This is a genomic window from Allomuricauda sp. TY007 (assembly GCF_010468565.1).
In the GTDB taxonomy this organism is placed as follows: domain Bacteria; phylum Bacteroidota; class Bacteroidia; order Flavobacteriales; family Flavobacteriaceae; genus Flagellimonas.
Genome location: NZ_WUEG01000009.1, coordinates 154,896 through 181,134, shown reverse-complemented (window position 1 = coordinate 181,134; position 26,239 = coordinate 154,896). Strand labels below are relative to the sequence as shown.

The following is a 26,239-nucleotide window of genomic DNA, read 5'->3' as shown; positions in this document are numbered from 1 at the left end:
GCTCGTCTCCCGATTTGAACTGCTTCAGGAAATCGTCGTTGAACAATTCTTCTTTCTTCATAATGTGCAAATATTTAAAATTAGACAAAAAATTAGCGGGGGCATGCCCCCGCTAATTTTCTATTTACACACTTTATGAGATAGTCCTCTGAAATTTCAAATTAACCTAATCAAAGGATTATACCACTTGTGTTTTTTAACACCGTTCTGGCTAACTTTGGAAAAAAACATTTGGATTTACTAAGAACTAGGAACTACAGCAAAAGGAAACAGTATACGATAAGCATCCTGATTATTGTGTTCACTTCGACCATCTGTTTCTTTTTGGTAAATTTTGTTGGCTATGGTGCCGTTGCGCTAATCCTATTGATGGCCGTCTCCCTCAATGCTATCCTCTTCGACATTTTTCCGGTGATGATATCAGCCCTGTTGAGCGCTTTGATATGGAACTTTTTCTTTATCCCGCCAACGCTAACCTTCCACATAGAGACCCCTGAGGACGGCCTCATGTTCCTAATGTACTTTGTCATCGCCTCTATCAATGCCGTACTCACCTTCAAAATCAGGGAATTTGAAAAGAAGCAACGGGATGAGGAAGAAGGGCTCAAATCCATAGCACTCTACAATACTTTGTTGAATTCCCTGTCCCATGAACTGAGGACGCCAATTGCAACTATTATCGGGGCTGTTGATACTATTAAAGATAACGGTTCCAAGCTTTCGGACAGTAACAGAATTGAGCTCTATTCGGAAATAGAAATTGCAGGACTCCGACTGAACCGACAAGTGGAAAACCTGTTAAGCATGAGCAGATTGGAGGCTGGGGTTATCAAACCCAAAAAAGATTGGTGCGACATCAATGAAATCATTTTTTCTACCATTAGAAGAAACCAAAAGGATGCATTGGACCATGAAATCATTTTTGAGCCCAAAGAACACCTACCGCTTTTCAAATTGGACGGGATTCTATTGGAGCATATTTTGCATAACATTGTCCATAATGCACTTCAACATACGCCCAAAAATTCGATTGTTACTATTGAGGCCAATGAATCAAAGGGTGGTTGTATTTTAATCGTTTCTGACAATGGAAAAGGTTTTCCCGAAAATGAATTGGGTTCCGTTTTCAAAAAGTTCTACAGATTGGACAATACTGTGGGGGGTACCGGACTCGGTCTTTCGATTGTCAAAGGCTTTACGAAAGCCATGGATGGTAAGGTTCAATTGGAAAACAGAAAGGAATCTGGTTCTCTCTTCACCATATCAATTCCAGCGGAAAAAACCCCGATAAATACCGATGAAAATGGATAAGGCACAAATATTGATCATTGATGATGAGCCCCAGATAAGAAAACTGCTCCAAATCAATCTGAACAGCAATGGATACAGTACCCTGCAAGCTGCAAATGCTAAAGAAGGTATTGCTCTGGCCGCAAGTCATTTGCCGGACGCCATCCTCTTGGATATAGGATTACCCGATAAAAGCGGACATGAACTTTTGGTGAATCTCAGGGACTGGTATCACAAACCTATCATCATCCTATCGGTACAGGACAATGAACGGGACATCATCAAGGCTTTGGACAATGGCGCATCCGATTACCTTACCAAGCCCTTTAGGACTGGAGAACTCTTGGCCCGTATCCGATCGGCAATGAGAAGGGATCAAAACATTGAACTCAATTCGATTATCCAATGTGGTGACATTGAAGTCGACCTTGTGGCAAGAACCATCAAAAAACAGAGAAAATTGATCAAATTGACACAAACTGAATACAACCTATTGGCACTGTTTGCAAAGAATGAAGGTAAGGTATTGACTCATCAGTACATCCTAAATGAGGTCTGGGGTTATGGGCATCAGAACGAGACCCAGTATTTACGGGTATTTGTAGGGACGTTAAGAAAAAAAATTGAAGATAGTCCGAACCATCCTGAACACATTATTACGGAAAGTGGCGTTGGCTATCGGTTTCAGTGAACTTTATAAAATCTTTATCCCCTGTGGCCAATTCTTGATTTTTTGAATATTCTTTTCCCTTGATCTTTGGGCAACAAAACAATAAAATTCCTGAAATGGAATTCATTTTTGATAGGGATCATGGGGAAACCTGCTGACCTAGATAAAGTTGGTAATAGGATTTCGGTCACCCTTGATATCCATTGTCCAATATACTAGAAAATGGCTTTCCTTGGGCTTCTCCCTATTACGATGTTTTCATTCTAAACCTTTGTCCAATGAATAAAAAGGCAGTAATCAACGAGAAAGTCTCGGGTTTGATCGTCAAGCTTTGTTTCAGAATCAACGAACTCAAATATATGTCCGTGGATGAGCCAAGTCCCCCCAATACCTTGCTCTTTGCATACATTTACAATACCGTAAAAGATGGTCTGGATGCCGTTTTGGGTGCCGTGGGCTTAAAAGGCATGCTCAAGGAAGTGGAAAAGACAAAGGATTTTATCCAAAATACATTGACCCTATACAAAATGGGTGGCAATGTGTTGGGAAACAAAACTGAATTCATGGTACTATTGGACAAAATCCTGACCGATGTGACCAAACTGGAGAACCTACTATCCCAATATTATAAAAATAAACTATAACCGCCACTTTGGTTTCAGTCATCGCCGGCAGCCCAATCTTTATAAAATCTTTATAACTCTATACATACCTTTGCGGTCTGCAAACGAATTATGGTTCTCTATGTCGCTTTTCAAACGGGAAAGGTCTGTGCTTTTTGATTGGGAGTTTTCCAAAGCTCTCTTTCCTCTGGCTTTCTATACCAGCATTATTGGGGTCTTCCTGTTTATTTTAGATTTTGGCTTTGATAAATCACAAAAGGTCCAAATTTGGTTCAATACTTTTTATTTCGTAGTAATTGGTTTAGGAATATTGGCCACCGTTTTACGATATACAAGGGGAACCAAACAGTTTAAACGTTCCGTAATTATTTTCGATTCATTTACCATTGTGGTGACCTTGGTAATTCTATATGCCCACTTTTTAGGTGAAGAGGCCCACAGGCATATTTCTTTTCTGTATTCCGATAATTGGGTAAAGTTTGCGATCATACTTACTTTTATTAGGGAGTTTTCCGAACAGGAAATCAACTATAAAAAGACACTGCTCAATCCAGCTCAGTTGTTCATTGCCAGTTTTTTGGGCATTATATTGATTGGTTCACTTTTGTTGCTATTGCCCAATGCCACCCATGATGGCATCTCTTTTTTGGATGCCTTGTTCACCTCCACAAGTGCTGTTTGTGTAACGGGCCTCATTGTTGTGGACACGGGAAGCTATTTCACCGTTTTTGGTCAAACCGTCATTCTTTGCCTTATCCAGGCCGGGGGGATCGGGATACTTACCGTTGCAAGCTACTTCAGCTACTTTTTCAAAGGAGGTGCCTCTTATGAAAACCAGTTGACCTTGAGCGATATGACCGGGAGCAAAAAATTGGGTGAGGTTTTTGGCACTCTGAGGCGTATCCTTATCATTACTTTTTCCATAGAACTGGTTGCGGCACTATTTATCTATTTGAGTATGGACAATCGTTTGTTCACCTCTTTTTTTCATCGTCTCTTTTTTTCGGTGTTCCACGCTGTTTCCGCATTCTGCAATGCAGGTTTCTCCACCTTGCCCAATAGTTTGTACGAAACTGGATTTCGGTATAATTATATGTTCCAAAGCCTTATTATTGTAGCCTTCGTATTGGGTGGATTGGGTTTTCCGATCGTAGTGAACATCATAAAGTATCTGAAATATTTTATCCTAAGGAAACTGTTTTATTTTACCGGGGAACAAAAAAAGTACAAACCATGGGTGCTTAACCTGAACAGCCGAATTACCCTGATTACCACTTCTTCTCTGACCATTTTGGGAACAATAATGTTCTATTTCAATGAATATAACAACACCTTGGCGGAACACGATGGCATCGGTAAGGTTATAACGGCCCTTTTCGGTGCCGCTACCCCTAGAACGGCAGGCTTTAATTCAGTGGACATGGCCGCACTTGATTTTTCTACCATCATGATGATCTTCCTGCTAATGTGGGTGGGGGCGTCACCGGCCTCAACGGGAGGGGGCATAAAGACCAATACCTTCGCAATTGCCACCCTTAACTTTTTGAGCCTGGCCAAGGGAAAATCAAGGATTGAGGTCTTTCGCAGGGAGATTTCCGAGATCTCTGTGCGACGTGCCTTTGCCGTAATAGCATTGTCCCTACTGGTAATAGGCTCTGGCGTTATACTGATTTCCATTTTTGACAGCGACAAAAAACTGATGGATATCGCCTTTGAATGCTTTTCGGCATACAGCACCGTTGGTCTGAGTATGGGAATAACCGCAAAGCTCAGCGCTGCCAGCAAATTCGTCATCATCGGGGTCATGTTCATCGGCAGGGTCAGCATGCTCACTTTGTTGATCGCAGTGTTCAAAAAGGTAAAGCAGAAAAATTATAAGTATCCTGTTGAGGAACTTACCATAAACTAAAAGAACTGATTATGAAATATATCATTGTGGGGCTTGGAAGCTTTGGTGCCTCTCTTTCGGAAAAATTGACCGAACAGGGCAATGAAGTCATTGGTATTGACACGAACATGAACCGCGTGGACAATTACAAGGAACGCATTTCACATACCATTTGTATGGATGCCACGGATGAGTTCACGGTATCCGGCCTGCCTCTAGAGGACACCGATATGGTCATTGTGGCCATCGGAGAGGACAAAGGGGCCAGTGTGATGGCCACCGCCCTGTTCAAGAACTTTCAAGTCAAACGTTTGATCAGTAGGTCCATCGACGAACTCCACGAAAAAGTGCTGCATGCCATCGGGGTGGATGAAATTGTGCATCCCGAAGAGGAGTCAGCAGAACGATGGGCCAAAAAATTGTGCTTGAAAGGAGTGGTGGATTCCTTTGAACTGAACGATGATTACAGTATTGTAGAGGTAAAGGTTCCCCCCAAGCTCCATGGCAAAACCATAAGGGAGAGCAATATAAGAGAGGAATACAATTTATTGGTATTGACCACAATTGCCAATACCGAGGAAAGAACCGTGGTGGGCAAGACCCGAAATGTCACTAAGGTAAAAGGCGTCGCCAATCCCGATAGTATGCTTAACAAAGATGATATCATTGTGGTTTATGGTTCCAACAAGGATATCAAAAAATTTCTTAAAGATGATTAGGGCAAAGTATAATTTCGTTATAGCTCTGTTGACGATACCATTGTTCACGGCCTCATGTAAGGACAGGGACTATGAGCAAATGCTTGTGAAACGACAACGGGTTGAAGATTCATTGTCCAATACTATTGAGGGCAAAACCTCAAGTATTCCCAAAGACCATTTTGAGACCATTGTTATTGAAGGCTGTGAATATCTTATTTATAAGGAGGAACCAGATTCCAATTCCGCATTTGGATTTATGGCTCATAAAGGGAATTGTAGTAATCCAATCCATATTTATGGTTCATTAAAATAAATGGAAAACCTCACCAAGATTCCAAATATCGCCCTAAGCTATGGACTATATTTGTCTTTGATGACCTCGTTGGTCATATGCAATACCGGGCCTTAGCAGCGCGCGGCATGACTCTTATCTGATTGTCCATTTTTTGTTGCAAGTCCAGTTTTAAAACATTTTATTTTACCAACTTATGAAAACGCTCTATGCTATTTTGATTTCCCTGTACATAGATCAAGTCGCCTTGCTTTAATTTTTCAGTGGGCTGAACACTTTCCAACATTTCATCCTTTCTTTTGATGCCCAAGACATTTATTCCGAATTCAGCTCTTAAATTCAATTCACGTAACGACTTTCCTAAAAACTTATTACTATCAGTGTTCATTCGCAAACAAGTAATATTGAAATCTGCCAACTCACTAGCTCGAAAAGTTTTTGGGCGCTTTAATTCTCCTTTAAATAATTGGTAATTGTCCGATCTAATCTTCTGAACAAACAGGTCTATATCATCTTCCGGGACAAGAAAGTTCTGAAGTACGTTTGTAAAAATCTGAACCGAGGTTTCAAACTCTTCAGGAATAACTTCGTCAGCTCCCAATGCGATTATTTCAGATGTTTCCTTCACATATTTTGTTCTCACAACCAGATAAAGGGAGTCGGAATAGGAACGAATATTTTTAATGATCCTTTGGGTGGCCATATTGTCTGAAATTGCAATTACTGCAACCCTGGCATTTGAAAGGTTCACAGTTTCAAGAATATGGTTTTGGGTGGCATCTCCAAAAATAATGGGCACACCTTTTGCCTTCTCCTTTTTTACTATTTCCGCATTCATCTCTATCACAACATAGGGAATGTTGCTTACAGAAGCTGCTTTGGCCAAATTACTGCCATTTACACCATATCCTATAATAATCAAATGATTTTCTAATTTGGTAGTTGAAGTTTCCTCTTTGCCATTTTTGGGAATTAATTCACCCTTTAGGCCTATCTTTTTGGATACTCCCATCAATCTATCCGCAATTAATTCCGAATAAATAATTACAAAGGGTGTCAATATCATGGACAAGATGGAAATCGACAAGAAATACTGATTGGTTTCAGCAGTCAGTAAATTGTACTCCAGTCCTACCTTGGAAAGTATAAAGGCAAATTCCCCAACTTGAAACAGGGCCAATCCTGTCATCAACACCGTTCGGGTCGGATATTTGAGAACCATAACAGCAATTGCTGCAATGGTCGTTTTCACAAAAAAGACAACAACGACAAAAAGTAATATGAGCAGCACATGATTTATAAAGAACTGTAAATCCAGTAACATCCCGACCGAAACGAAAAAGAAACTTGTAAAAAGTTCCCTAAAAGGAAGTATGATACTAGTGGCTTGATGGCTGTATTCTGATTCGGAAACAATTAACCCTGCCATGAAAGCGCCCAATGCCAAAGAAAGACCCGCTTCTGATGTTAACCATGCCACGGCAAAACAAAGTGTTATGGTTACCAATAAAAAAAGCTCTTTGCTATTGGTTTTGGCTACTGCATGCATTAGTCGAGGGACAATATATCGTGCACTGACAATAGTTATGGCAAGTACGATAATGGACTTTATGAACAGTGATAAAATACTCAACCCAAGATTTTCCGATTCACCGGCCATCATGGGGACGACCAGCATCATGGGAACCACGATCAAATCCTGAAAAATTAAAATTGCCAAAACATTTCTGGCGTGCGGTGCCGTAATCTGTTGTTTGTCCTGCAATGTTTTTAGCACTATGGCCGTACTGGACAGTGAAAAAAGAAAGCCAATAAAAACCGACTCATTCCAAGAATTGCCCATAAAATAATACACAACTGAGGCTACTGCTATTGTTATGCCCACCTGTAAGGATCCACCAATAAACACTGTTTTTTTAATGGACATCAATTGCTTTATGGACAATTCCATTCCAATTACAAAGAGTAAAAGGATCACCCCTATTTCAGAAAGAATTTCTACTTGCTCTACAGCATTTACAAGGCTAAAACCATAAGGTCCAATGACTACACCGGTTATCAAAAAACCAATTATTGAGGGAAGCTTAAATTTTTGAAGAATAAAAACAATAGCGACTGAAAACCCTAATAAGATGAGAATGTCGTGTAGTAAAGGTAGATGCATAAGGGTTGTTCTTTTTATTCAAAATATGAAAATAGCTATTAAAAATATAACCTGAATTGGATAATTCAAATTTACGGCTATAAAGGCATTATCTCCCTAATCTTACTCCAACCTGACAAAATCATTTTTTTGTTTCTTGTCAACTTAAAATTCAGCCTCTTGCTTTTTTACTACGGGTACGTTAAACCTTTCCAACGCATCATTTCCTGAGGACGGGATAAACCCGGCACACCAATTTTAAAACATCAACAACAAAATCTATGGAATTGACTATCTTTTGCCCCAAATAAATGTTTTGCTAAAACAAACTAATATGCCATTCAAAATCAACCAACCAAAAACCACAACAAAAAGAATCTTAACAATCACAAATCTTGCTTTTTGCATAACCTTACTCATCGGGTGCAAATCCGAGGTCAAAGAAGAAGAATCAAAGCGACCCAACATAGTTTTCATTATGTCGGACGACCACGCATACCAAGCCATTTCCGCATATGACAACAGTTTGATAGAAACCCCGAATATTGATAGAATTGCCGAAATGGGCATGTTGTTCACCAATGCCAGTGTCACTAACTCTATTTGTGCTCCATCCCGAGCAACAATTCTAACAGGAAAACACTCTCATGTAAACGGAAAAGTGGACAATGTATCCCCTTTCGACACCACTAACGTTACCTTTCCTCAGTTATTGCAAAAAGCAGGGTATCAAACTGCCATGTTTGGCAAGTTGCACTTTGGCAACAACCCAAAAGGATTTGATCAGTTTAAAATACTACCGGGACAAGGTGCTTACTATAACCCCGATTTTATCACCAAAAATGAAGGAGAAATCAATGTTAAAGGCTATGTAACCGACATAGTTACGGACATGACCCTTGATTGGCTGGACAACGAACGCCAAGCAGATAAACCCTTTATGCTGATGTACCTACACAAAGCCCCGCACCGCTCTTGGTTTATGGCGGAAAGACACATGCAAGAATACACTCAAAAAACCTTTGAAGAACCCGCAACTTTGTTTGATGACCATGAAGGGATGCCCGCCGCCAAGGTTGCCCAAATGAAAATTGACGGCAATATGGGCTGGGCCAACGATAGCAAACTATACCCCGAAGTTATGGATCAATTAGGTTTGGAAGAAGTTATTGGTTTTGACAAGCTTAGGTTCGAGAATGCTTTAGGAAGAATGGATTCCACCCAACGAGCCAATTTTGATGCAGCCTACGAAAAAGTAGCCAAAGAATTTGTAGAGGAATACCCCAGCATGTCGGATAAAGACCTTGCCAAATGGCGTTACCAACGCTACATGCAAGATTATCTGGGCACCATAAAATCAGTTGATGAGAATGTTGGCCGCGTTCTGGATTATTTGGAAGCCAATGACATGATGGAAAATACCATTATCGTGTACACCTCGGACCAAGGATTTTATTTAGGAGAACATGGTTGGTTCGATAAAAGATTTGTTTACGACGAAAGTTTAAAAACACCGCTATTGGTTTCATGGCCAAATAGGATCAAACCAGGAAGCGTATCCGATGAACTTGTTCAGAACTTGGATTTTGCACAAACATTTCTCGATGTGGCAGGGGCTCCCCAGCCTAGCGATATGCAAGGAAAAAGTTTGGTTCCCGTACTAACCGGCGATTTGGACAATTGGGAAAGAGATGCTGTATATTATCATTATTACGAACATCCTTCGGAACATAATGTAAACAGACATTATGCAGTCATCACAAAAGATTACAAATTGATACACTACTATTTTGACCTTGATTATTGGGAATTGATCGACAGAAAAAAAGACCCTTTGGAACAACATAATTATTACGATGACCCGGCCTATGCCGAAATTCAAAAGGACTTGCACCAAAAGCTTGATGCCTTGCGAGAACAATACGGTGATTCCACGGCACTGAGCCAACAATACATAGATGAATTTATGCCACTTGCAAAAGAAGGCAAAGTATATGGTGTTGAAGATGATATTTTGAAACCCATTATTGAGAAATGGGAAAGTTCCAAGGAGAAAGACTGATCCCAATACAAAACGTTGCAAAATTTATTTTCATACCTTTTCAACCTTAACCGAATCAAACCTTAAAAAATCATGCATATAAAACCGTTGGGAACAATCTTCCTTCTTGGATTGCTCTTTGTCGTTTCCTGTCAAAAAAAATCATCAAAACCAACCGAAACCCCTGTAACAATCGAATTGGACTCGGCCTACCTCAACAACGAGGTTACTGAAGCTGAAAATATGGGCTCTATTCAACTTGCAGACGGGCTCCAACTCAACCTTTGGGCTCCCGATACCCTTGCCCCCGACCCTATCGCTATGGATATCGATGCACAGGGCCGCATCTTTTTTACCCGGACCAACCGCCAAAAAAACTCAGAATTTGATATTCGTGGTTATAGGCACTGGATGACCGCTTCCAACAGTTTTGAAACAGTAGCCGACCGAAAGGCATTTTTGCACGAAACCTTTGCTCCCGAAAAAAGTGAAGAAAATTCATGGCTGACCGACCTCAACAACGATGGCAGTCACGATTGGAGGGACTTAGCTGTAGAAGAGGAAGAAGTATGGCGCTTGGAAGATACCAACAACGATGGGCTTGCAGAGAAAGCAACTCGGGTAGTACACAATTTCCACACCGAAGTAACCGATGTAGCAAACGCTTTGGCCGTAGATGGTGAAAACTTGTTCGTCGGGGTCGCCCCAGATATGTGGCGTATGGAAGATACCAACGGTGATGAGGTTTTTGACACCAAAACCTCTCTTGCTACTGGGTTTGGGGTTCATATTGGGTTTGGCGGCCATGGTATGTCCGGTGCAATAATGGGCCCCGATGGCAAACTCTATTGGGGCATAGGCGACATTGGAGCCAACATTACCGACAAAGAGGGGAATCGGTATCCCTATTCCAATCAAGGCGTTATTGTACGTAGCAATCCAGATGGGTCCGATTTTGAGGTTTTTGCCCATGGTCTTCGTAACACCCATGAGTTTGTTTTTGACAAGTATGGCAATATTATTTCTTCTGATAATGATGGAGATCACCAAGGTGAAAGTGAACGTTTGGTTCATATTGTTGAAGGTTCCGATGCGGGATGGCGCTCCAACTGGCAATATGGCAAATACACCGACCCAAAAAACAACGACTATAAGGTTTGGATGGACGAAAAACTATACTTGCCCAGATGGGAAGGGCAGGCTGCCCATATTATCCCTCCTATTATGAATTATCACAACGGTCCTACGGGAATGCTATTTAACCCAGGAACCGCTTTGGGTTCGGATTGGGTGGATAAATTCTTTTTGGTCGAGTTTGTGGGCGACCCATCGCTATCGCATATTTGGTCTTTTGACCTTAAACCAAAAGGAGCCTCGTTCGAACTCGATTCCGAAGTGGACATGTTGAGCGGCATTTTGCCTACCGCCATAAAATTTGGCCCCGATGGAGCCCTTTATCTTGCCGATTGGATCAACGGTTGGAACACAAAAAATTCAGGCCGGGTTTGGAAACTGGATGTAACCGATTCGGAAAACGATTTGGCTGAAGAACGGGCTGAAACCCAAAAATGGATGACCACGGACTTTGCTGGGCTGGACAATGATGAACTCGTGGAATTGCTACGCTATCCAGATATGCGCATCCGTCAAAAAGCACAATTTGAATTGGCTAAAAGCACCTTTTGGGGCCATCGTAAATTAAAACAGGTTGCTCAAGAAGACGAAAATCAATTGGCCCGAATTCATGCAATCTGGGGAATAGGTCAACAAGCTGGAAAAGATACAGATAAAGCAGACCTTTTGGTGGAGCTTTTGAATGATGATGACCCAGAAATCATTGCACAAAGTTTAAAAGTTTTGGGAGACGTGCGTCATTCTGAAGGAAGTGATAAAATGATAGCCCTACTTGATTCCGAAAACCCACGGGTACAGTTTTTTGCTGCTCAAGCATTGGGAAGAATCAAAGTGGAGAATGCCGTTCAACCCCTATTGGATATGTTGGCGGAAAATGCTGATGAGGATGTTTATTTGCGTCACGTTGGAGTTTTGGCTCTATCAAGAATTGGAAAGTACCAACCTTTGGTTGAGTTGGCCAATAGCGAAAACCGTTCCTTGAAAATCGCTTCGGTTTTGACTCTTCGCCGAATGAAACGCCCAGAAGTAGCTATATTCCTGAGGGATAGTGATGAATTTATCGTTACCGAAGCTGCACGAGCCATAAACGATGATAAGGGAATTAAAGAAGCACTTGCAGATTTGGCCGCACTCTTGGAAAATCCAAAATTCAGTTCCGAACCGCTAATGCGACGCGTTATCAATGCCTCCCTCAGAGTAGGTGGCGAAAAGCAGTTGGATAATTTGATCAACTACGCCAAGAACGAGAATATCCCTTCGGAATTACGCGGTGAGGCCTTGGCCGCGCTGAGTACATGGTCCTCTCCATCGGTAATGGATCGTGTGGACGGGTATCATTTGGGAGCAAAAGAAAGACCTTTGGAGCCCATTCAAAATAAAGTAACGGGAAGTATGTCAGATTTTTTGTCTGATGAAAACCCAGAGGTATTGGTAGGGGCACTAAAACTATTGTCCGCCTTGCAATTAAAGGGGCATGAAGACCGATTGATTCAGCTCCTACGCACCCATGCTTCGCCTGAAGCCAGGGCTGAAGCGTTAACCGCATTGGGCAATACAGCTTATGAACAGTTGGCACGAGCAATGCGTATGGGCATGAGCGATGAAAACGCACAAGTAAGACGAACCGCCGTAACTTTAATAGGTGAACTTTCGTTGACAAAAGAAGAATTGCCAAGCATTGTAAACCCCATATTCAGCAAAGGTGGTGTTGGCGAACAACAAGCACTGTTAGAAGTCTTGGCAGAGATGCCCATTGAAAAAAGCGAAGTGGTACTTTCTGACTTATTGAATCAGGCTGCTCGTGGTGGTATTGATGAAGCTGTTATGCTCGATTTGATAGAAGCCGCCTCCGACAACAACTCCGAGATGCTTAAAAATGAACTTGCCTCATTAAAAAGTCAAGGCTATGGCACCGATGCTTATGCCGAAACCCTGTACGGAGGAAGCTGGTGGGCCGGACAAAGTGTTTTTGTTAGCAACCCAACGGCCCAATGTGTTCGCTGTCATGCAGTAAAAGGCTCAGGCGGCCAAGTAGGCCCTCCCATGGACGATATCGGCAGCAGATTGACCCGTGAGCAAATTTTGGAAGCTTTGATCGAACCTTCCAAGCGAATTGCTCCAGGTTACGGAAGCGTAGTGTTGACCTTGACCAACGGACAAGAGGTTACAGGACTATTGGTAGAAGAGAACGAAGAGGGACTGGTTCTCCGCACTTCGGATGCTGAACCTTTAGAAGTGGCCCATTCTCGAATTCAAAAGAGAAGAAACTTGCCGTCGGGCATGCCTGCCATGGGCAAAATGATCAGTAAGCGTGAATTACGTGATTTAATAGAATATTTGAGCAATCTTAAAACTGAGGGGTAATCCAACCCTAAAAACGATAAAAAGGTCTAATATGAAGAAAATCGACATGTTAGACCTTTTTTGTTTAGGTTGGTGAACTCATCTATTTATTACCATGCTTTTTTTAAAAAACATTGCCCAATGCATTGCTCATTTTTTTCCAGCCAGAAGCGTTTTTACGCAGTTTTGGCTTAGCTTGTTCAATATGAATAAACCTCCCAGTTGTATTGCTAGCTGAAGTGCTGCATGGGTCAGGGAAACTATTGATAAATCTCCCTTGTGTATTGGTAAAGCCCCTTAATCGAGTCCAATCCGTATCAATATGGGCAATTTTAAAAGTCAAGGTTTTATCCTCATCCAAAAGAGCATCCCTGATCAAGGAGGCATAATCTGTGTCTGGGGTTTCCGTAGTTCCATTGCTCATTATAACATCGGGATCTCCATCATCCTTGCCAAAACCATGCAATTGTACAAATATCGTATTTGGCAACGTTGTAGCTATAACCTCGGTCGCTTCTTGAAAAGCTGAGTTTGTATTATGTGCCATGTCAGAAATACGGTAGGCCCCATTTGACCCACAAGCGGAAGTTGTTCCGGAACATTCCGACCTTTCGGTGCTATTGCACCTGTGCGTACCGCTTAAAAGAAGTGCTTTGGCCACATTGTTCCTAAAGGAATATACTGCCTCAAAACCCGTATTGGTATCGTACTTAATGTGGGGAGCCATCAATACCAAATCTTCCTTGTTAGGTGTTTTGCTAAAAACATAGATGCCCCAATAATTGGATTGCGAACTGTATTCGGCCAATACATAGAACACTTGGTTTGGTGATAAATCGGTATCTGTAAATTCCGTAATTTGATAATTGAAATCAACAGCTTTGGAAACAGCATCTGAAATATTGTCGCTCAACAGATCGTCGATGACCTGGTTCCACAAATCCAAATCATTATCAGTGGGTATTTCATAACTGTTTTCGCCACTGCCCGGTACATTATTTATCAAATTTTGCAGGTACGTATCAATATTTCCCGATGCATATTGTAGTTCTGCCTCAATTGCACTGACTGTTGTTACCTTCAAAGCTTCACTTAATGAGGATTTGTTTCCTGCCGCATCGTTTGCCAGTACCTGATACTCGTACATCTTGCCTGGCTCTAAATTGTTCAACACGTAAGATGTTTGACCGGAACTTGCCAAATAACTACCATTTTGGTAAAGAGAATAATTTTTAACCCCTACATTATCGGAAGCAGCATCCCAGTTCAATTCCACCGAGGTTTGTGTTATATTATCGCCCGTTAAGCCAGTAGGGGCCGATGGGGCTTGTATATCTGTTTCTACAGAGGTGTCGTCGTTGCTACCCTCACTTGAAGAGCAGGCTACAAACAACATTAAAACCATGATGATGATTTCCTTTCCGAAGGAAAAACCTGTTATAAAATTTATAGTTTTCATTTTTGTTTCTTTTTGGAAGTACCCATTGATTTTTCACCAATGAATTTTTCATTTCCTTGGCTATTTTTTCAACATTCTTCCGTTTAGTTTTTCTGTGAATTCACCTTCCTCTATGGATAGTTTTCCATTTATGATGCTATATATCAACCCTTCAGAAAGCTGAAACGCATCCAAATAGTTTGCTTTATCCGTAAAGGCATTTGGATCAAAAATTATAATATCGGCGTAGTTGCCTTCTTGAAGAGTTCCCCGTTTTGGAAGTTTTAGGATTTTGGCTGTTTTTGAGCTACTTTGATTAATAAAAGAAGCTAAATCCAATACATTGTCCTCTTTAACAAACTTGCGGTATTTATAAGGAAAAGTCCCATATTTTCTAGGATGCCCCGAACCTCCATCCGAACCTGTTACCACCCATGGTTGGACCATAAAGTTTTCAATATCGTACGGGTTCATGTTGAACGAGGCTATTTTAATGTAACCCAGTTTTAAAATATCGAAAACAGCTTCTTCGGGCTTCTTTTTCAAATCTTGGGCTATTTCCAACAGATTTTTTCCCTGAAGCAAGGTGTCCGGTGCTTGTATGATAAGTAATTTCTCCGGTCCTCCCCTTCTTGCTATATTGGTTTGGGTCTGTTCCAAAATCTTACTCTTTAACCCTGTATCATTAAAACGTATCAACAGGGAATCCTTTCCTCCACTTTCTGCCCATCGGGGAACCACGGCAGCCTTTAAACTTGTGGCGGAGGCATTATACGGGTATTGGTTGGCTGTAACATGAATTCCTTTGTCCTGTGCTTCTTCAACAATTTTGATGATGGAATCGCTTTGTTTCCAAACATCTACACCCAAACATTTTATATGGGAAATATGCACGGGAATATTTGCCCTTTCCCCTATTTCGATGGTTTCTTGCACTGCTGGTATCAATCCAATGGAATAGGTGCTTTCATCTCTCATATGGGTGTCATAAATGCCATTGTTCTTGGCCACAACCTCTGCCAATGCCACAACTTCGTCTGTTGTTGAATAACTACCCGGTGCATAAAACAATCCTGTGGACATGCCAAATGCTCCTGCATTCAACTCTTGCTGCATTAATTGCTGCATTTTAACGAGTTCTTCTTTAGAAGCTTCGCGATCACTTTCCCCCATTACTTGTTTTCTAATGGTTCCGTGACCGACCAGCGTAACTACATTGGTGCCCACACCTAGTTCTTGGCACTTGTCCCGGTATTCGGCTAAAGGATAAGGGCTACTTCCATCGTTACCCACGGTTACGGTTGTTACCCCTTGAAAAAGAAAGGGTTTGTTATGTGAGTGTTCGGAATTGTCCAAATCGTTAGTGGCATGTGTATGCGGGTCAATAAAGCCGGGAGAGACAATAAGTCCTTTTGCATCTATTGTTTTGACAGCGACCACCTCTTTATCATTTTGATGACCGACCCAAACAATTGTATCGCCTTTTATCGCTATGGAAAGTGATTGGGACATTGCCTCGATTCCGTCGTAGACTTCGCCGTTTACAATCAAAATATCCGCTTCTATTTTGCTCTTGCCGTTACATGCTGCCAAAAGGGCAACAAGAACAAGGAGACCTATGATTTTTCTTTCCATAATGATGTTTTTCTTTATTGAATGTCAACCCCAAAAAACGGGGTTGACATTTTTAATGCACATGAGAACAAAGTTATTCCCAAAGATCAATCAAAAAATGACATTAATCTTCAGATTCGTATATAATCACATTGTCAATATCAAAAGACTCCGGGGTTGCCCCAGATTGTATTTGAATCACCAACTGATAGGAACGGACTCCTTTTAGATAACCACTATTGATTTCATACCACTGACCAGCTACAGCTTCAACATCATCGCTAAAGATGCTAGCCAATTCAAGAACTTCTGTACCCGAATCTGTGACAATATTGGCATAGGCATGTAAGCCGTCCAATTCTTCCCAGCTTGAATCTCCAAAAAACACCTGAAAAGAAACCCCTGAGTTTTCTTGCCCTTCTGGAACCTCAACGGTATCAAAAGTGATACGGATGGCCCCATCCGCGTCTTCTGAATGAAATCCTTGTGTTCCATCTGGGTATGCTTCGTAGTCTTCCAACAGCGAGAAAACCCCGATACGCTCTGCCGAAAAGCCCAAACTACTGCTACTTATATCGGTAATGGCTATGTATTCGGAATCAAAACCAAGTTCATTATCCACGCCGTTGCCCTCCGCAATGTAATCTACATAAGGAGGTACTCCTCCATTGATCAAATCCAAGGTTTCATCGTTACTTCCATTTCGGTCGTAAGTAGCGTCTTCTGCTCCAATGGGAACTTCTTCAAATGAGGTTCCCCTGATTTTTTTACCAGCGGGTTGAAAAAAGGATATGGAAAATTCCATGGCCTGGTTTGGAAAATATAGTTTGGACCTATCCGTGGTGTCACCTCCTTCGTTATCATTGTTATCATTTAAATCTGGAGAGGCACCGCTAAAGGTCCCATTCGGACTGGTTACCGTTCCCACAAAGGACATGGTGGACCCCAGTTCGATGTCATCCTCAGTCAGACCGAGCGCATCAATAATATCACTGATGGAAAGTTCCAATTGATAAGGAAACTCTGTTACTGTGATGATATCCTCTGCTGTTGCATCTCCGTAGGTCACGGAGAGGGAATAACTTATTGCGTTCCCATTGGAGTCCACCAATTGTGCACTGATTACATCGGAATCCAAGCTGAGCACGCTATAGCTGAGTTCGGGAGTTTCGTCGAACGATACAAACCCTCCTCGATCGGTAATATCTTCGAGCGTATTGTTCTCTTTGGAACAGCCTATCAAAAATAACAGTCCCAATAGAAATTGTATGCTTATATTATTTTTCATAATAGAAATCGTTTTGCTGTTTATTTAATGAAACTATCAGGGTTGGTGTCCCAGAATACCTTGTCATAGTTATTTTTCTGTTCAAGGGACAGATTTCGCTGTACTTCCAACCTGGATAATGGAAAACTTCTTGGAAATACGGGATTGTCATCATCTATGGGCACCTGCATGTCGGATGGATATCCCGTTCTTCGGTAGAAGTTATAAGACTCTATGGAGTTTCCGTAAGCGGCCAAATAGTATTCCTTCATTACAATATCCAATCGTGCCTCATCGGTGGTGGCATTTGAATAATCCTGTATGACCTCATCTACATAGGCGTCCACATCGGCAGCTGTGGGTTGAAGATCAGAGGTTACCCCTCCGAATGCCATTACTTTGGACATGGAGTTGCGAATTCCAGTCTCAAGCAATGTTACAGGGTCGTCATTGGTTCCAAGGGTCAATGCTGCTTCGGCACGCAAAAAGCTAACATATGAAGAGGTCAATAAGGGCAGGATTCCCGCTCCGCCCAAATTATCGGTAGTGCTGGGTGCGCCAACGAATTGGTCCTCATCAAAGCTGCCACCGCCCGGGTAAACCCCGTAAACGGTTCTCAGCAGATTGTCCCCTCTTCCTACGCGGCTTTCCCCATGGTCGTAGCCCCAATATTGGTCGCCAATGTAGCAATAATCTACGTCCGGATCTCCTTGACAAGGTAGGTACGGAGGTCCACTGAAAGGATCTTCGTTGGACTGTCTGTAGAGGTAATAACGAATCCTTGGATCTGGATTGTTTTTGGATTCCTTGAGCTGGTACATAAAATAGTTCCCGATATATTGGTCAAAACCGCTCACATAGGCTCTTTGAAAGTACAGATGTCTACTTTCCGGTTCCTGTACGGTACTATAGGACCATTGAAAATCCTCTTCGCCCGAATCAATCAAGTTTTGAGACAATAGGGCATTGATTTCGGCTTGTATATCCACTATGCCTATATTGGTACTTGCCAGTCTTGCTTGTACGAGCATTCTCAGCTTTAAGGAATTTGCAAAGGCTATCCATTTGTCTTTATCACTTTGATAAAAAAGATCAGTAGAAAAGTCAAAGTTGGCCTCTTGAATCTGTGTAATGGCTTCATCAATATCACCGAGTACCATTTGATAGAGCTCTGCTCCACCATCGAGTTCGGGATTGGGGTACTCTGCATTGTTCACGGCCTGTGAATACGGTATTGCGCCAAGATAATCCACCATGGTCACGGTCATATAGCCCATCAAGAGCTTGGCGATACCGCTATGGAAGAGCAGGGTTTCATCATCCTCCGCCAGTGCCTCAATAGTCCGTACATTGTTCAATGCCTCATAATAGGTATCCCATTCTTTACTGGTATCCCCATCCATAACACTGGTAGGGACCACATCTCCGTAGGTGTCGGTCATGGCTTCATATCTCATCACATCATCCGTGTTGACGATCATCCATTTCATGTAATGCTGGAAGAGGTACTGTACCTCGTTGAGCATGTATTCCGGGTCCGCACTATCGGGTGTCAGATAATTGGGGTTCTCCTGTAGGTCGAAATCTGAGACCTCGCAACCCATAAAGAGCAGTAAGGCCAGTGTGCTTATACTAAAGTATCTTACTATATTTTGCATGTTATTTCTTTTTAGGTACGATTAAAATGTTGCGGTTATGCCCAATGCAATCCTTCTGGTGGAAGGGACTGTACTGTTTCCTTCCAGTCCATCACTTTCTGGATCATAATTGGTATACCTTGGGAAATTCGGTGCCCTGTACCATAGGTTTCTTCCAGAAAGGGTAAAGTTGATGCTCTTAAAGGGGAGTGATTGTCCTTTTTGTGTTGTTAAGGTATACCCCAAAGAAACCTCCCGTATCCTAAATATGGAAGTATCCCACATGGCAAGGTCATTGGCATTGTAGTAATTGGAATACGATATCCTACCGGGATTCATTTGAAAGGTGTTGGGAATCTCGTTCCCATTTGCATCCAACAGTGGCTCTCCGGTGGCATCGTCCGCCAGATATCCGGGTATTACAAAAGCACCATCTCTATCCTCGGTATCCCTAGTGACCCCTCGCTGTAACATGTTCCTTACGGCCGTTGAATATATTTCGCCTCCATGTCTGTACTCAATTTGGGCAGATAGCCTAAAGCCTTTGTAGCTAAAGGAATTTATGTTGGTGAGTCGCCAATCGGCATTGGGATCTCCGATGACCTTATCATCAAACCCGACATCGCTACTGGTAATCACTTCACCTACCCTTGTACTGGAACCGTTTCCACTTATAAGCAGGTTCCCATTGTCATCTCTAAGGGCATAATCCCCCATGATAACTCCAAAAGGCTGACCCTCTACAGCAAACCTGTCGTCCGTAGAGCTAAGGTTGATGTTGGCCCCCGTGTCTGTAGTCTTGACAACTAAAGATTCGTCCGCGGTGAAAATATTGCGGAAATTCCATTGAAAATTATCGTTCTTGAACAAATCTATGCCGAGGTCAATTTCAACACCTTTATTATCAACTCTACCTAGGTTGATATACTGCGTGTCAAAACCTGAAGACCCTGCCAAGGGCGCACCTACAATCTGATCTTCGGAAATTCGTTTGTAAACGGAAGCCTCCAAGGTCAATCTATTGTTGAACATATTGGTCTCCAATCCAAGCTCGAACTCACGGTGCAGCTCTGGTGCCAGATCTGGATTAGCATACCTTGTACTGTACCTATTGGTTACCGGGTACGACCCATCGGCAGCTGCAAATCTGAGGTTATCTATCACCAAGGTTCCCCTGGTCCTGTATGCACTCGGATACCCTGAAGAGGTTGCATAAGCCCCCCTGATCTTTAAAAAATTGATTACATTCCCCCCAAAATCAAAGGCAGAGGTCGGCACAAAAGATAGGGACGCCCCTGGATAGAATAGGGATTGATTGGCTTTTTCGACCGTACTCCCCCAATCGTTTCTTCCCGACAGTGTTGCATATAAGTAGCGCTTGTAAGCGAACTGGAACTGTCCAAAAACACCGGCTAAATTCTCATCTTCCGACTCGTATTCCGCTTCGGTGGTAACGTAATTACTGGGTCTTAAAAAACCATACACCACCTGTCCATCGGAATCCGATGACCGACTCTGGTACCTCGTTATTCTGGAGTTTGCCCCAATCTGTGCCTCCAAATTTAGGTCTTCCGTAATATTCTTATCAAACCCAAGTATTACGGTCTGGTTGACATCCACATCTCTTTCGCTATCCAAACGCAGGTATCCAATTTTAAAAGTATTGTCGTCGTATCCTCCTTTATTGGAGTATTCAAAACCACTAAAATGCCTACTATCATAACCTGCTCTGTAAGTCAGATTAAAGTCATCGCTCAATTTGTAATTGGCATTGACGGTACCGTAGACGTGTTCGACAATATCGTTGGTCCCGGTATTGTGCAACATCCACAACGGATTTGTATCATTTCTGTAATACACGGATTCCCCGGTCAATGGATTCTGATAGGGAAGCTCGGTCAAATCAATCCATCGAGGCTGATAGTACACTACATTGAAAATACTTTCACCGTAAACCCTATTTACTTTTCGTGACGAATAGTTAAGGGTAGCGCTAAGGTCCAACTTGTCGGATATCTGGGCACGCCCTCCGACACTGATATTAAACCTTTTTAAATCGTTATGATCTATAATTCCTTTTTCATCCGTATAGCCAGCGGTAATATTGAAACCGACCTTTTCCTGCGATGTGGCCACGGTCAATGAATGTGTTGTCCCGATCCCTGTCCTGAATATATTCCGAACATTATCCGGTTTGGCGGAAATGTTCATAGTTGCGCCTTCGTATTGTGGAAAAATATCGCTCAAAGGAGCATACGGATGGTCAATTGTACCGATATCCGAAAATGCAGGACCCCAATTGGAAAGGTAAGTAGGCTGGAACTCGCCCTCTCCTCCGTTGGAATATGTATTCTGAAATTCCGGCAATTGTGATACCGTATTGGTATACACGGTAGTAGAATAACTAGCCGTAGTCTTTGCCTGTCCCGTTCTAGCAGAGCCACTTTTGGTCTGGATCAGGATAACCCCGTTCCTACCCTCGCTACCATAAAGTACGGAAGCATTGAAACCTTTGAGTATGCTCATACTTTCAATATCGTTGGGGTTGATGTCCCTTAACAATCCATTGAAAGGTACATCGTTTACCACGATCAAAGGGTTGTTGGAGCCGGTTATCGATACATTTCCACGTATTCGTATAGGGGAATCGGAACCGGTCTGTCCATCGGCGGGAGTAATGACCACACCCGCAATCTTACCTTGTAGAGTCCTTGCCAAATCCGCTTCGGGACGCTGCTCGACCTCTTCTGATTTTACTTGTGAAATGGCATAACCCAAGGCTTTTTTGGATTTTTTGATACCTTGAGCAGTAATCACGACCTCTTCCAAGGCTTGTGCCGTTTCTTTCATTACAACGTCTATCGTAGCTTGGTCACCTACTTTTACCTCCTGTGTCTCGAACCCCATATGCATAAATTGGAGCACGTTTTCCGGATAAGGCACGGTAATGCTGTAGTTACCATCAAAATCCGTTGTGGCCCCCTTGGTGGTTCCTTTGATCAGAACGGTTACATTGACCAACGGGAAGCCTTCTTGGTCGGTAACTGTACCGGAAACGTTGATCTGTGATCGTCGGTTGCGTGAATCCGCCTTTTTCACCATTATGGTGTTGTCCGTTGTCAGAACAACATTCAAGTTTCCGGGCTCCAAACTTTTTTTGAGCAATCTATTGGTGCTTATCCTTCCTCTTTTTACAGGAATGGTAGGATAATCATCAAACATTCCAACCTCGTAGATAAAACTATAATCGGTCTGACTCATTATAAGGTCAAAGACTTCATCTACCGTCATGGATTTATCAAACTCTATTTTAATGCTAGAGTTCTGCGAAACGAGGTCGTTTGGGGTGAAGCTAAATACAGTTAGACAACATAAAAAAATAAATGTTCTCATAAGTAGTAGTAGAAGTTGGCTCCTGATCAGAAATCCAACTTTTGTTAGTTTAGTTTTCATAAATTTGATTGTTATTAGTTAGTTTCTAAACAATTAATTAATAATGGTATAAAGGGGATGGTGTTATTTAACTTTGGCGAGTATAGCCCATCCCCACTTTTTAGGTTTTTCTCTTCATTGGCAAGTTTTTGTTATTGAGTTTTCTTGAGTTATCATCTACATTTATTTTAAAATCACAGTTTTATCCTTTATTTCATAGCTATCCAAAGAGCTGGACATGATTACGGAAAGTACATCTTCAATACTTTGATTTTTTCTCAACACTCCTTTGAACTTTTTGTTTTCCAAGGATTTATTTTCAAAAACCACTTCCATATCATACCATCTGGAAAGTGTTTTCATAATATCCTTCAATGGTTTTTTCTTGAAGCTAAAAACACCTCTTTTCCAAGAGGTTTCAGAAAGTACATCTACTTCAGAAACTGTTATGGCACCCGTTGTTGTGTCCAGTCTCGATTGTTCACCCGGTATTATTTTCAATGTTTTCTCTTCATGCTTTACCGCAACTTTTCCTTCGACCAAGGTGGTAAACACATCGTGCTCGTCCTTATAAGCCTTTATATTGAATTGTGTTCCCAAAACCTGTATTTCCTGTTTCTTATGGAACACTTTAAAGTCCATTCCTTGGTGTTCGGTACTCGATGAAACATCAAAATAGGCCTCTCCATAAACCAAATGAACTACTCTACTCTTTCCTTTTATAAAATGCACGGGGTACTTTAATTTGGATTCTGAGTTTAACGAAACAACAGTCCCGTCCGAAAGGGTGAGCGAAAATTGCCCACCCCTGGGTACGGTCAAATAATTATATGCAACTTCTTTTATGTGTTCCTCTTTAGAGGAGTAAACTATTTGGTCCTCTTTTGCACTTAAGGTTTGTGTTTTGTAATCAGCTCCTTTGCCCAGGGTAACGTTCTCTCCATCTTCCAACGTAAGAACAGCAGTGTTTTTGCCTGGTTGTATTTTATTGTTTACAATGGTTGGGGCCACAGGAGTGGAGGGTTCCTTCGAAGTCAGCATCCTGTCCTTAAAAACAAACGTTGCCACAGCCAAACCAATAATTACGGCCGCATATTTAAATACTTTAAAGTAATTGGGCTTAGTCCTTGTGTTTTTGATTTGATCTAAAAGCTCATCATTATACTCAAATGATTTTTTAGCATTTATATAATGGTTGATTTCAACAAACTCATTGAAATAATCAAGATTTTCCTCCGATTTCAACCAATCCAACAATTCTGTGGATTCTTCCTCCGAAATCCTGTTTTCAATTAATTTTAGAAGTAATTTATCAACCTTAGTTTGATTCATATTTAATAATTATTTAATCTTATGACGTGGGAAGCTTTTAATCCCCCCCTTCAAAAACCAAAAAGTTTTAATTTTTTATCACTTTTTCAAAAAAGAGCTCCTTTTGCAACATAAAAATGAAATATTCCTAATAAAATCTCTAAAAAAGGGGGATAAAAGAACCTTTGAGCATATTTATTCGGAGTACTACAAGAAGTTATGTGTTTTCTTGCTCAGTTATTGCCATGATCGCACCATTATCGAGGATGTTGTACAAGATGTGTTCCTTAATCTTTGGACAAAAAGAAAGAGCATAAACATTACATCGTCCTTAAATGCATTTTTGTACAGGGCCGCATATAATAAGTTGATGGATAAATACCGCCACTTAAAACTCAAGAACGATATGTTATCCTCTTACTACTATACTGCCGTGATGCTCGCTTCGGATGTGGATTCCGAAATATCCCAAAAAAAAGTAAAATTGTTGGAAACCTGTATGGAGGAACTTCCCGATAGATGTAAAGAAGTTTTTTATGCAGATAAAATTCAAGGTTTTAACTATAGAGAGCTTTCAGAAAAGTTCCAAATTTCCCTAAAAACGGTGGAAGGGCACATTTCGAGGGCATATAGAATTTTAAAGGAATGTATGCAATTGGACAAAAGTAATTAGGAAGCAAATAGCTCATCTCGAAACATTCGCCATAATTTTTAAATTAATTTAATACAAACCCTTATCCCTTTCCCAACAAGCATCAGTATCTTTAAGGAAGTATAGTTGCTAACCTTAAAATACTCCAGATATGAAAAAAATTCTTTTCCTAACAGGTGATTTTGCCGAGGATTACGAGACCATGGTCCCTTTTCAAATGCTTTTGATGGTAGGTTACGAAGTGCATGCCGTATGCCCCGATAAGAAAAAGGGCGAGACCATTAAAACCGCTATTCACGATTTTGAAGGCGACCAGACCTACACCGAAAAACCAGGCCATAATTTCGCCTTGAATTACAGTTTTTCCGACGTAGACCCATCCGACTACGCAGGATTGGTCATTGCTGGTGGTCGTGCTCCAGAATATCTTCGCCTAAACCAGAAGGTGTTGGACGTCGTCAAGCATTTCTTTGATGAAAACAAACCCGTAGCCGCTGTTTGTCATGGTATCCAAATTCTAACTGCAGCAGGAGTGGTAAAAGGTCGAAAGCTTACCGCATACCCCGCTGTTGGACCAGAAGTAACCGTAGCGGGTGGCGAGTTTCAAGACATTCCTGTGGACGGAGCCTATGTGGACGGTAACTTGGTAACATCCCCTGCATGGCCTGCACACCCGGCCTTTATTCGTGAGTTTTTAAAAGTGATGGGAGCCAAAATATCCATCTAAAATTAATCCATTAAAATAATTACGGACGGTATTACCAAAATTATGTTTGGCAATGCCGTCTTTTTTAATGCATTCTGGAAAGCTGGTTATCTATTAAACGGTTTCTCTAAATTTGTTATCAGAACTTAATCTACATGAAATTGAGATTGTTTCTATCGCAACCCTTTTATTATTTCGATAGTTCACGGAACAAATGGATATATATCCTTAGCTCCACCCTTTTTGTTTTTATCTTTCTAGTTCTGTTTCAACCCTACGGTATTTCCGAAGAAGTAAACAATCCGATAAATTCCAACCCAGAGATTTTACTTTTCTTTTTTTCCATTTCCGTAAGCACTTTTGTAGGGTTATCGCTTTCGCAGTTTGTTTTGAGACCGCTATTGTTTAAAAATAGTATGAGCAACGGTAGTTATGCTTTATGGTTGCTATTGGAGGCTTTAATCATTACTTCGATAATGTTTTGTCTCTCACTTGTAATCCCCGATTTGGGAGACGATTTTGAAATTGAACTGGATCTATTGTTCCAATTGCGAAACTATTTTCGATGTCTTATCACCTTGTTGTTCCCATTTTTTGGCAGCTTGGTTTTTGTACTGGTCCAAAAAATGAATTTTGAAATAAAGGAACTCAGTCATCAAATAAAACATTACGCCGATCACTTTACCTCGGAACAAAAAGCAGAAACCGTTCACTTGAAAGATGAAAATGGGCAAGTGGATTTTTCTGGCGAGCTAGATAAGATACTATATCTGGAATCGAGCAATCAATATGTGCTGATTCATTATTTGGACAAAAACAAGATCAAAAAGCACATCATTCGAAACCGAATGAAAGCTATTTTGGAGCAGAGCAAAGGCCTTTCCTTTCAAAGGTGCCATCGCTCCTTCGCCATTAATCTGCTAAACGTAAAATACATGTCCAAAAACAACGATAAAGAGTTTCTTGTCATCGACACGGATCCTGTTATCCAAATTCCAGTTTCAAGATCTTACCTCAAAAAAATAAAGGAGGAACTTACATCGGTTTAAAATTTAAC

The 26,239-nt window shown here is 41.5% G+C and carries 18 protein-coding genes; 11 read left to right on the top strand and 7 right to left on the bottom strand.

The genetic code is table 11. The features are described 5' to 3' along the window. The first annotated feature begins 231 nt into the window (after window positions 1–231). The 6 genes from GO009_RS11610 (at window position 232) to GO009_RS11585 (ending at window position 5,485) form a co-directional block, all read left to right on the top strand. A complete protein-coding gene (locus GO009_RS11610) occupies window positions 232–1,311 on the top strand; it encodes an ATP-binding protein (RefSeq protein WP_239057450.1) in 1,080 nt (359 codons plus the stop codon). Next, window positions 1,304–1,981 carry a response regulator gene (locus tag GO009_RS11605; RefSeq protein ID WP_163626367.1) on the top strand — a complete coding sequence of 226 codons (678 nt, stop codon included), beginning with the start codon at window positions 1,304–1,306 and terminating at the stop codon, window positions 1,979–1,981. Before GO009_RS11610 ends, GO009_RS11605 begins: the two co-directional genes overlap by 8 nt. A 257-nt stretch (window positions 1,982–2,238) precedes the next feature. Further along, entirely contained in the window at window positions 2,239–2,604 is a 366-nt protein-coding gene (locus GO009_RS11600; RefSeq protein WP_163626366.1) for a hypothetical protein, read from the top strand. Between the two features lie 100 nt (window positions 2,605–2,704). Beyond that, complete coding sequence (locus GO009_RS11595) at window positions 2,705–4,492, top strand: TrkH family potassium uptake protein (protein WP_203532440.1); 1,788 nt, start codon at window positions 2,705–2,707, stop codon at window positions 4,490–4,492. 11 nt (window positions 4,493–4,503) lie between these two features. Next, a complete protein-coding gene (locus GO009_RS11590) occupies window positions 4,504–5,190 on the top strand; it encodes a TrkA family potassium uptake protein (protein ID WP_163626365.1) in 687 nt (228 codons plus the stop codon). Next, window positions 5,183–5,485: a hypothetical protein gene (locus tag GO009_RS11585; protein WP_163626364.1), complete on the top strand. Its 303-nt coding sequence runs from the start codon at window positions 5,183–5,185 to the stop codon at window positions 5,483–5,485. Before GO009_RS11590 ends, GO009_RS11585 begins: the two co-directional genes overlap by 8 nt. Before the next feature lie 160 nt (window positions 5,486–5,645). Here GO009_RS11585 and GO009_RS11580 read toward each other — a convergent pair whose 3' ends face one another. Continuing rightward, on the bottom strand, window positions 5,646–7,628 hold the full coding sequence (locus GO009_RS11580; protein ID WP_163626363.1) for a monovalent cation:proton antiporter family protein: 1,983 nt from the start codon (window positions 7,626–7,628) through the stop codon (window positions 5,646–5,648). A 355-nt stretch (window positions 7,629–7,983) separates the two neighbouring features. Here GO009_RS11580 and GO009_RS11575 point away from each other — a divergent pair, with 355 nt between their 5' ends. Together GO009_RS11575 and GO009_RS11570 are read left to right on the top strand one after the other, a co-directional pair. Next, complete coding sequence (locus GO009_RS11575; protein ID WP_313790221.1) at window positions 7,984–9,669, top strand: sulfatase; 1,686 nt, start codon at window positions 7,984–7,986, stop codon at window positions 9,667–9,669. 72 nt (window positions 9,670–9,741) lie between these two features. Continuing rightward, on the top strand, window positions 9,742–13,146 hold the full coding sequence (locus GO009_RS11570) for a HEAT repeat domain-containing protein (protein WP_203532439.1): 3,405 nt from the start codon (window positions 9,742–9,744) through the stop codon (window positions 13,144–13,146). Between the two features lie 103 nt (window positions 13,147–13,249). On the opposite strand, the gene GO009_RS11565 is transcribed toward GO009_RS11570, so the two are convergent. The 6 genes from GO009_RS11565 to GO009_RS11540 all read right to left on the bottom strand — a co-directional run bounded on the left by GO009_RS11565 (window position 13,250) and on the right by GO009_RS11540 (window position 23,845). Next, the gene (locus tag GO009_RS11565) at window positions 13,250–14,584 is read right to left on the bottom strand and encodes a fibronectin type III domain-containing protein (protein ID WP_163626361.1); all 1,335 of its coding nucleotides are present in this window, start codon (window positions 14,582–14,584) and stop codon (window positions 13,250–13,252) included. A gap of 60 nt (window positions 14,585–14,644) precedes the next feature. Next, window positions 14,645–16,198 carry an amidohydrolase family protein gene (locus GO009_RS11560; protein WP_163626360.1) on the bottom strand — a complete coding sequence of 518 codons (1,554 nt, stop codon included), beginning with the start codon at window positions 16,196–16,198 and terminating at the stop codon, window positions 14,645–14,647. A 103-nt stretch (window positions 16,199–16,301) separates the two neighbouring features. After that, window positions 16,302–17,465 (bottom strand): hypothetical protein, encoded by a 1,164-nt coding sequence (locus tag GO009_RS11555; RefSeq protein ID WP_163626359.1) that lies wholly within the window; start codon window positions 17,463–17,465, stop codon window positions 16,302–16,304. Window positions 17,466–17,485: 20 nt separating this feature from the next. Continuing rightward, entirely contained in the window at window positions 17,486–19,102 is a 1,617-nt protein-coding gene (locus GO009_RS11550; RefSeq protein ID WP_163626358.1) for a SusD/RagB family nutrient-binding outer membrane lipoprotein, read from the bottom strand. 21 nt (window positions 19,103–19,123) lie between these two features. Beyond that, on the bottom strand, window positions 19,124–22,474 hold the full coding sequence (locus tag GO009_RS11545; RefSeq protein ID WP_163626357.1) for a SusC/RagA family TonB-linked outer membrane protein: 3,351 nt from the start codon (window positions 22,472–22,474) through the stop codon (window positions 19,124–19,126). 222 nt (window positions 22,475–22,696) lie between these two features. Continuing rightward, window positions 22,697–23,845, bottom strand: coding sequence for a FecR family protein (locus GO009_RS11540; protein ID WP_163626356.1), 1,149 nt, complete (start codon window positions 23,843–23,845; stop codon window positions 22,697–22,699). A 103-nt stretch (window positions 23,846–23,948) separates the two neighbouring features. On the opposite strand from GO009_RS11540, the gene GO009_RS11535 reads away from it, so the two are divergent. The 3 genes from GO009_RS11535 to GO009_RS11525 all read left to right on the top strand — a co-directional run bounded on the left by GO009_RS11535 (window position 23,949) and on the right by GO009_RS11525 (window position 26,231). Further along, window positions 23,949–24,497, top strand: a complete 549-nt coding sequence (locus GO009_RS11535; protein WP_163626355.1) for an RNA polymerase sigma factor — start codon at window positions 23,949–23,951, stop codon at window positions 24,495–24,497. Between the two features lie 130 nt (window positions 24,498–24,627). Continuing rightward, complete coding sequence (locus tag GO009_RS11530) at window positions 24,628–25,203, top strand: DJ-1/PfpI family protein (protein ID WP_163626354.1); 576 nt, start codon at window positions 24,628–24,630, stop codon at window positions 25,201–25,203. Between the two features lie 134 nt (window positions 25,204–25,337). Beyond that, entirely contained in the window at window positions 25,338–26,231 is an 894-nt protein-coding gene (locus GO009_RS11525; RefSeq protein WP_163626353.1) for a LytTR family DNA-binding domain-containing protein, read from the top strand. Window positions 26,232–26,239 lie beyond the last annotated feature (8 nt).

Bases quoted from the DNA above. Each gene is read 5' to 3' on its own strand.
- GO009_RS11605 (WP_163626367.1), top strand. From the start codon at position 1,304: ATGGATAAGGCACAAATATTGATCATTGATGATGAGCCCCAGATAAGA.
- GO009_RS11600 (WP_163626366.1), top strand. From the start codon at position 2,239: ATGAATAAAAAGGCAGTAATCAACGAGAAAGTCTCGGGTTTGATCGTC.
- GO009_RS11595 (WP_203532440.1), top strand. From the start codon at position 2,705: ATGTCGCTTTTCAAACGGGAAAGGTCTGTGCTTTTTGATTGGGAGTTT.
- GO009_RS11590 (WP_163626365.1), top strand. From the start codon at position 4,504: ATGAAATATATCATTGTGGGGCTTGGAAGCTTTGGTGCCTCTCTTTCG.
- GO009_RS11585 (WP_163626364.1), top strand. From the start codon at position 5,183: ATGATTAGGGCAAAGTATAATTTCGTTATAGCTCTGTTGACGATACCA.
- GO009_RS11580 (WP_163626363.1), bottom strand. From the start codon at position 7,628: ATGCATCTACCTTTACTACACGACATTCTCATCTTATTAGGGTTTTCA.
- GO009_RS11570 (WP_203532439.1), top strand. From the start codon at position 9,742: ATGCATATAAAACCGTTGGGAACAATCTTCCTTCTTGGATTGCTCTTT.
- GO009_RS11565 (WP_163626361.1), bottom strand. From the start codon at position 14,584: ATGAAAACTATAAATTTTATAACAGGTTTTTCCTTCGGAAAGGAAATC.
- GO009_RS11560 (WP_163626360.1), bottom strand. From the start codon at position 16,198: ATGGAAAGAAAAATCATAGGTCTCCTTGTTCTTGTTGCCCTTTTGGCA.
- GO009_RS11555 (WP_163626359.1), bottom strand. From the start codon at position 17,465: ATGAAAAATAATATAAGCATACAATTTCTATTGGGACTGTTATTTTTG.
- GO009_RS11550 (WP_163626358.1), bottom strand. From the start codon at position 19,102: ATGCAAAATATAGTAAGATACTTTAGTATAAGCACACTGGCCTTACTG.
- GO009_RS11545 (WP_163626357.1), bottom strand. From the start codon at position 22,474: ATGAGAACATTTATTTTTTTATGTTGTCTAACTGTATTTAGCTTCACC.
- GO009_RS11540 (WP_163626356.1), bottom strand. From the start codon at position 23,845: ATGAATCAAACTAAGGTTGATAAATTACTTCTAAAATTAATTGAAAAC.
- GO009_RS11530 (WP_163626354.1), top strand. From the start codon at position 24,628: ATGAAAAAAATTCTTTTCCTAACAGGTGATTTTGCCGAGGATTACGAG.
- GO009_RS11525 (WP_163626353.1), top strand. From the start codon at position 25,338: ATGAAATTGAGATTGTTTCTATCGCAACCCTTTTATTATTTCGATAGT.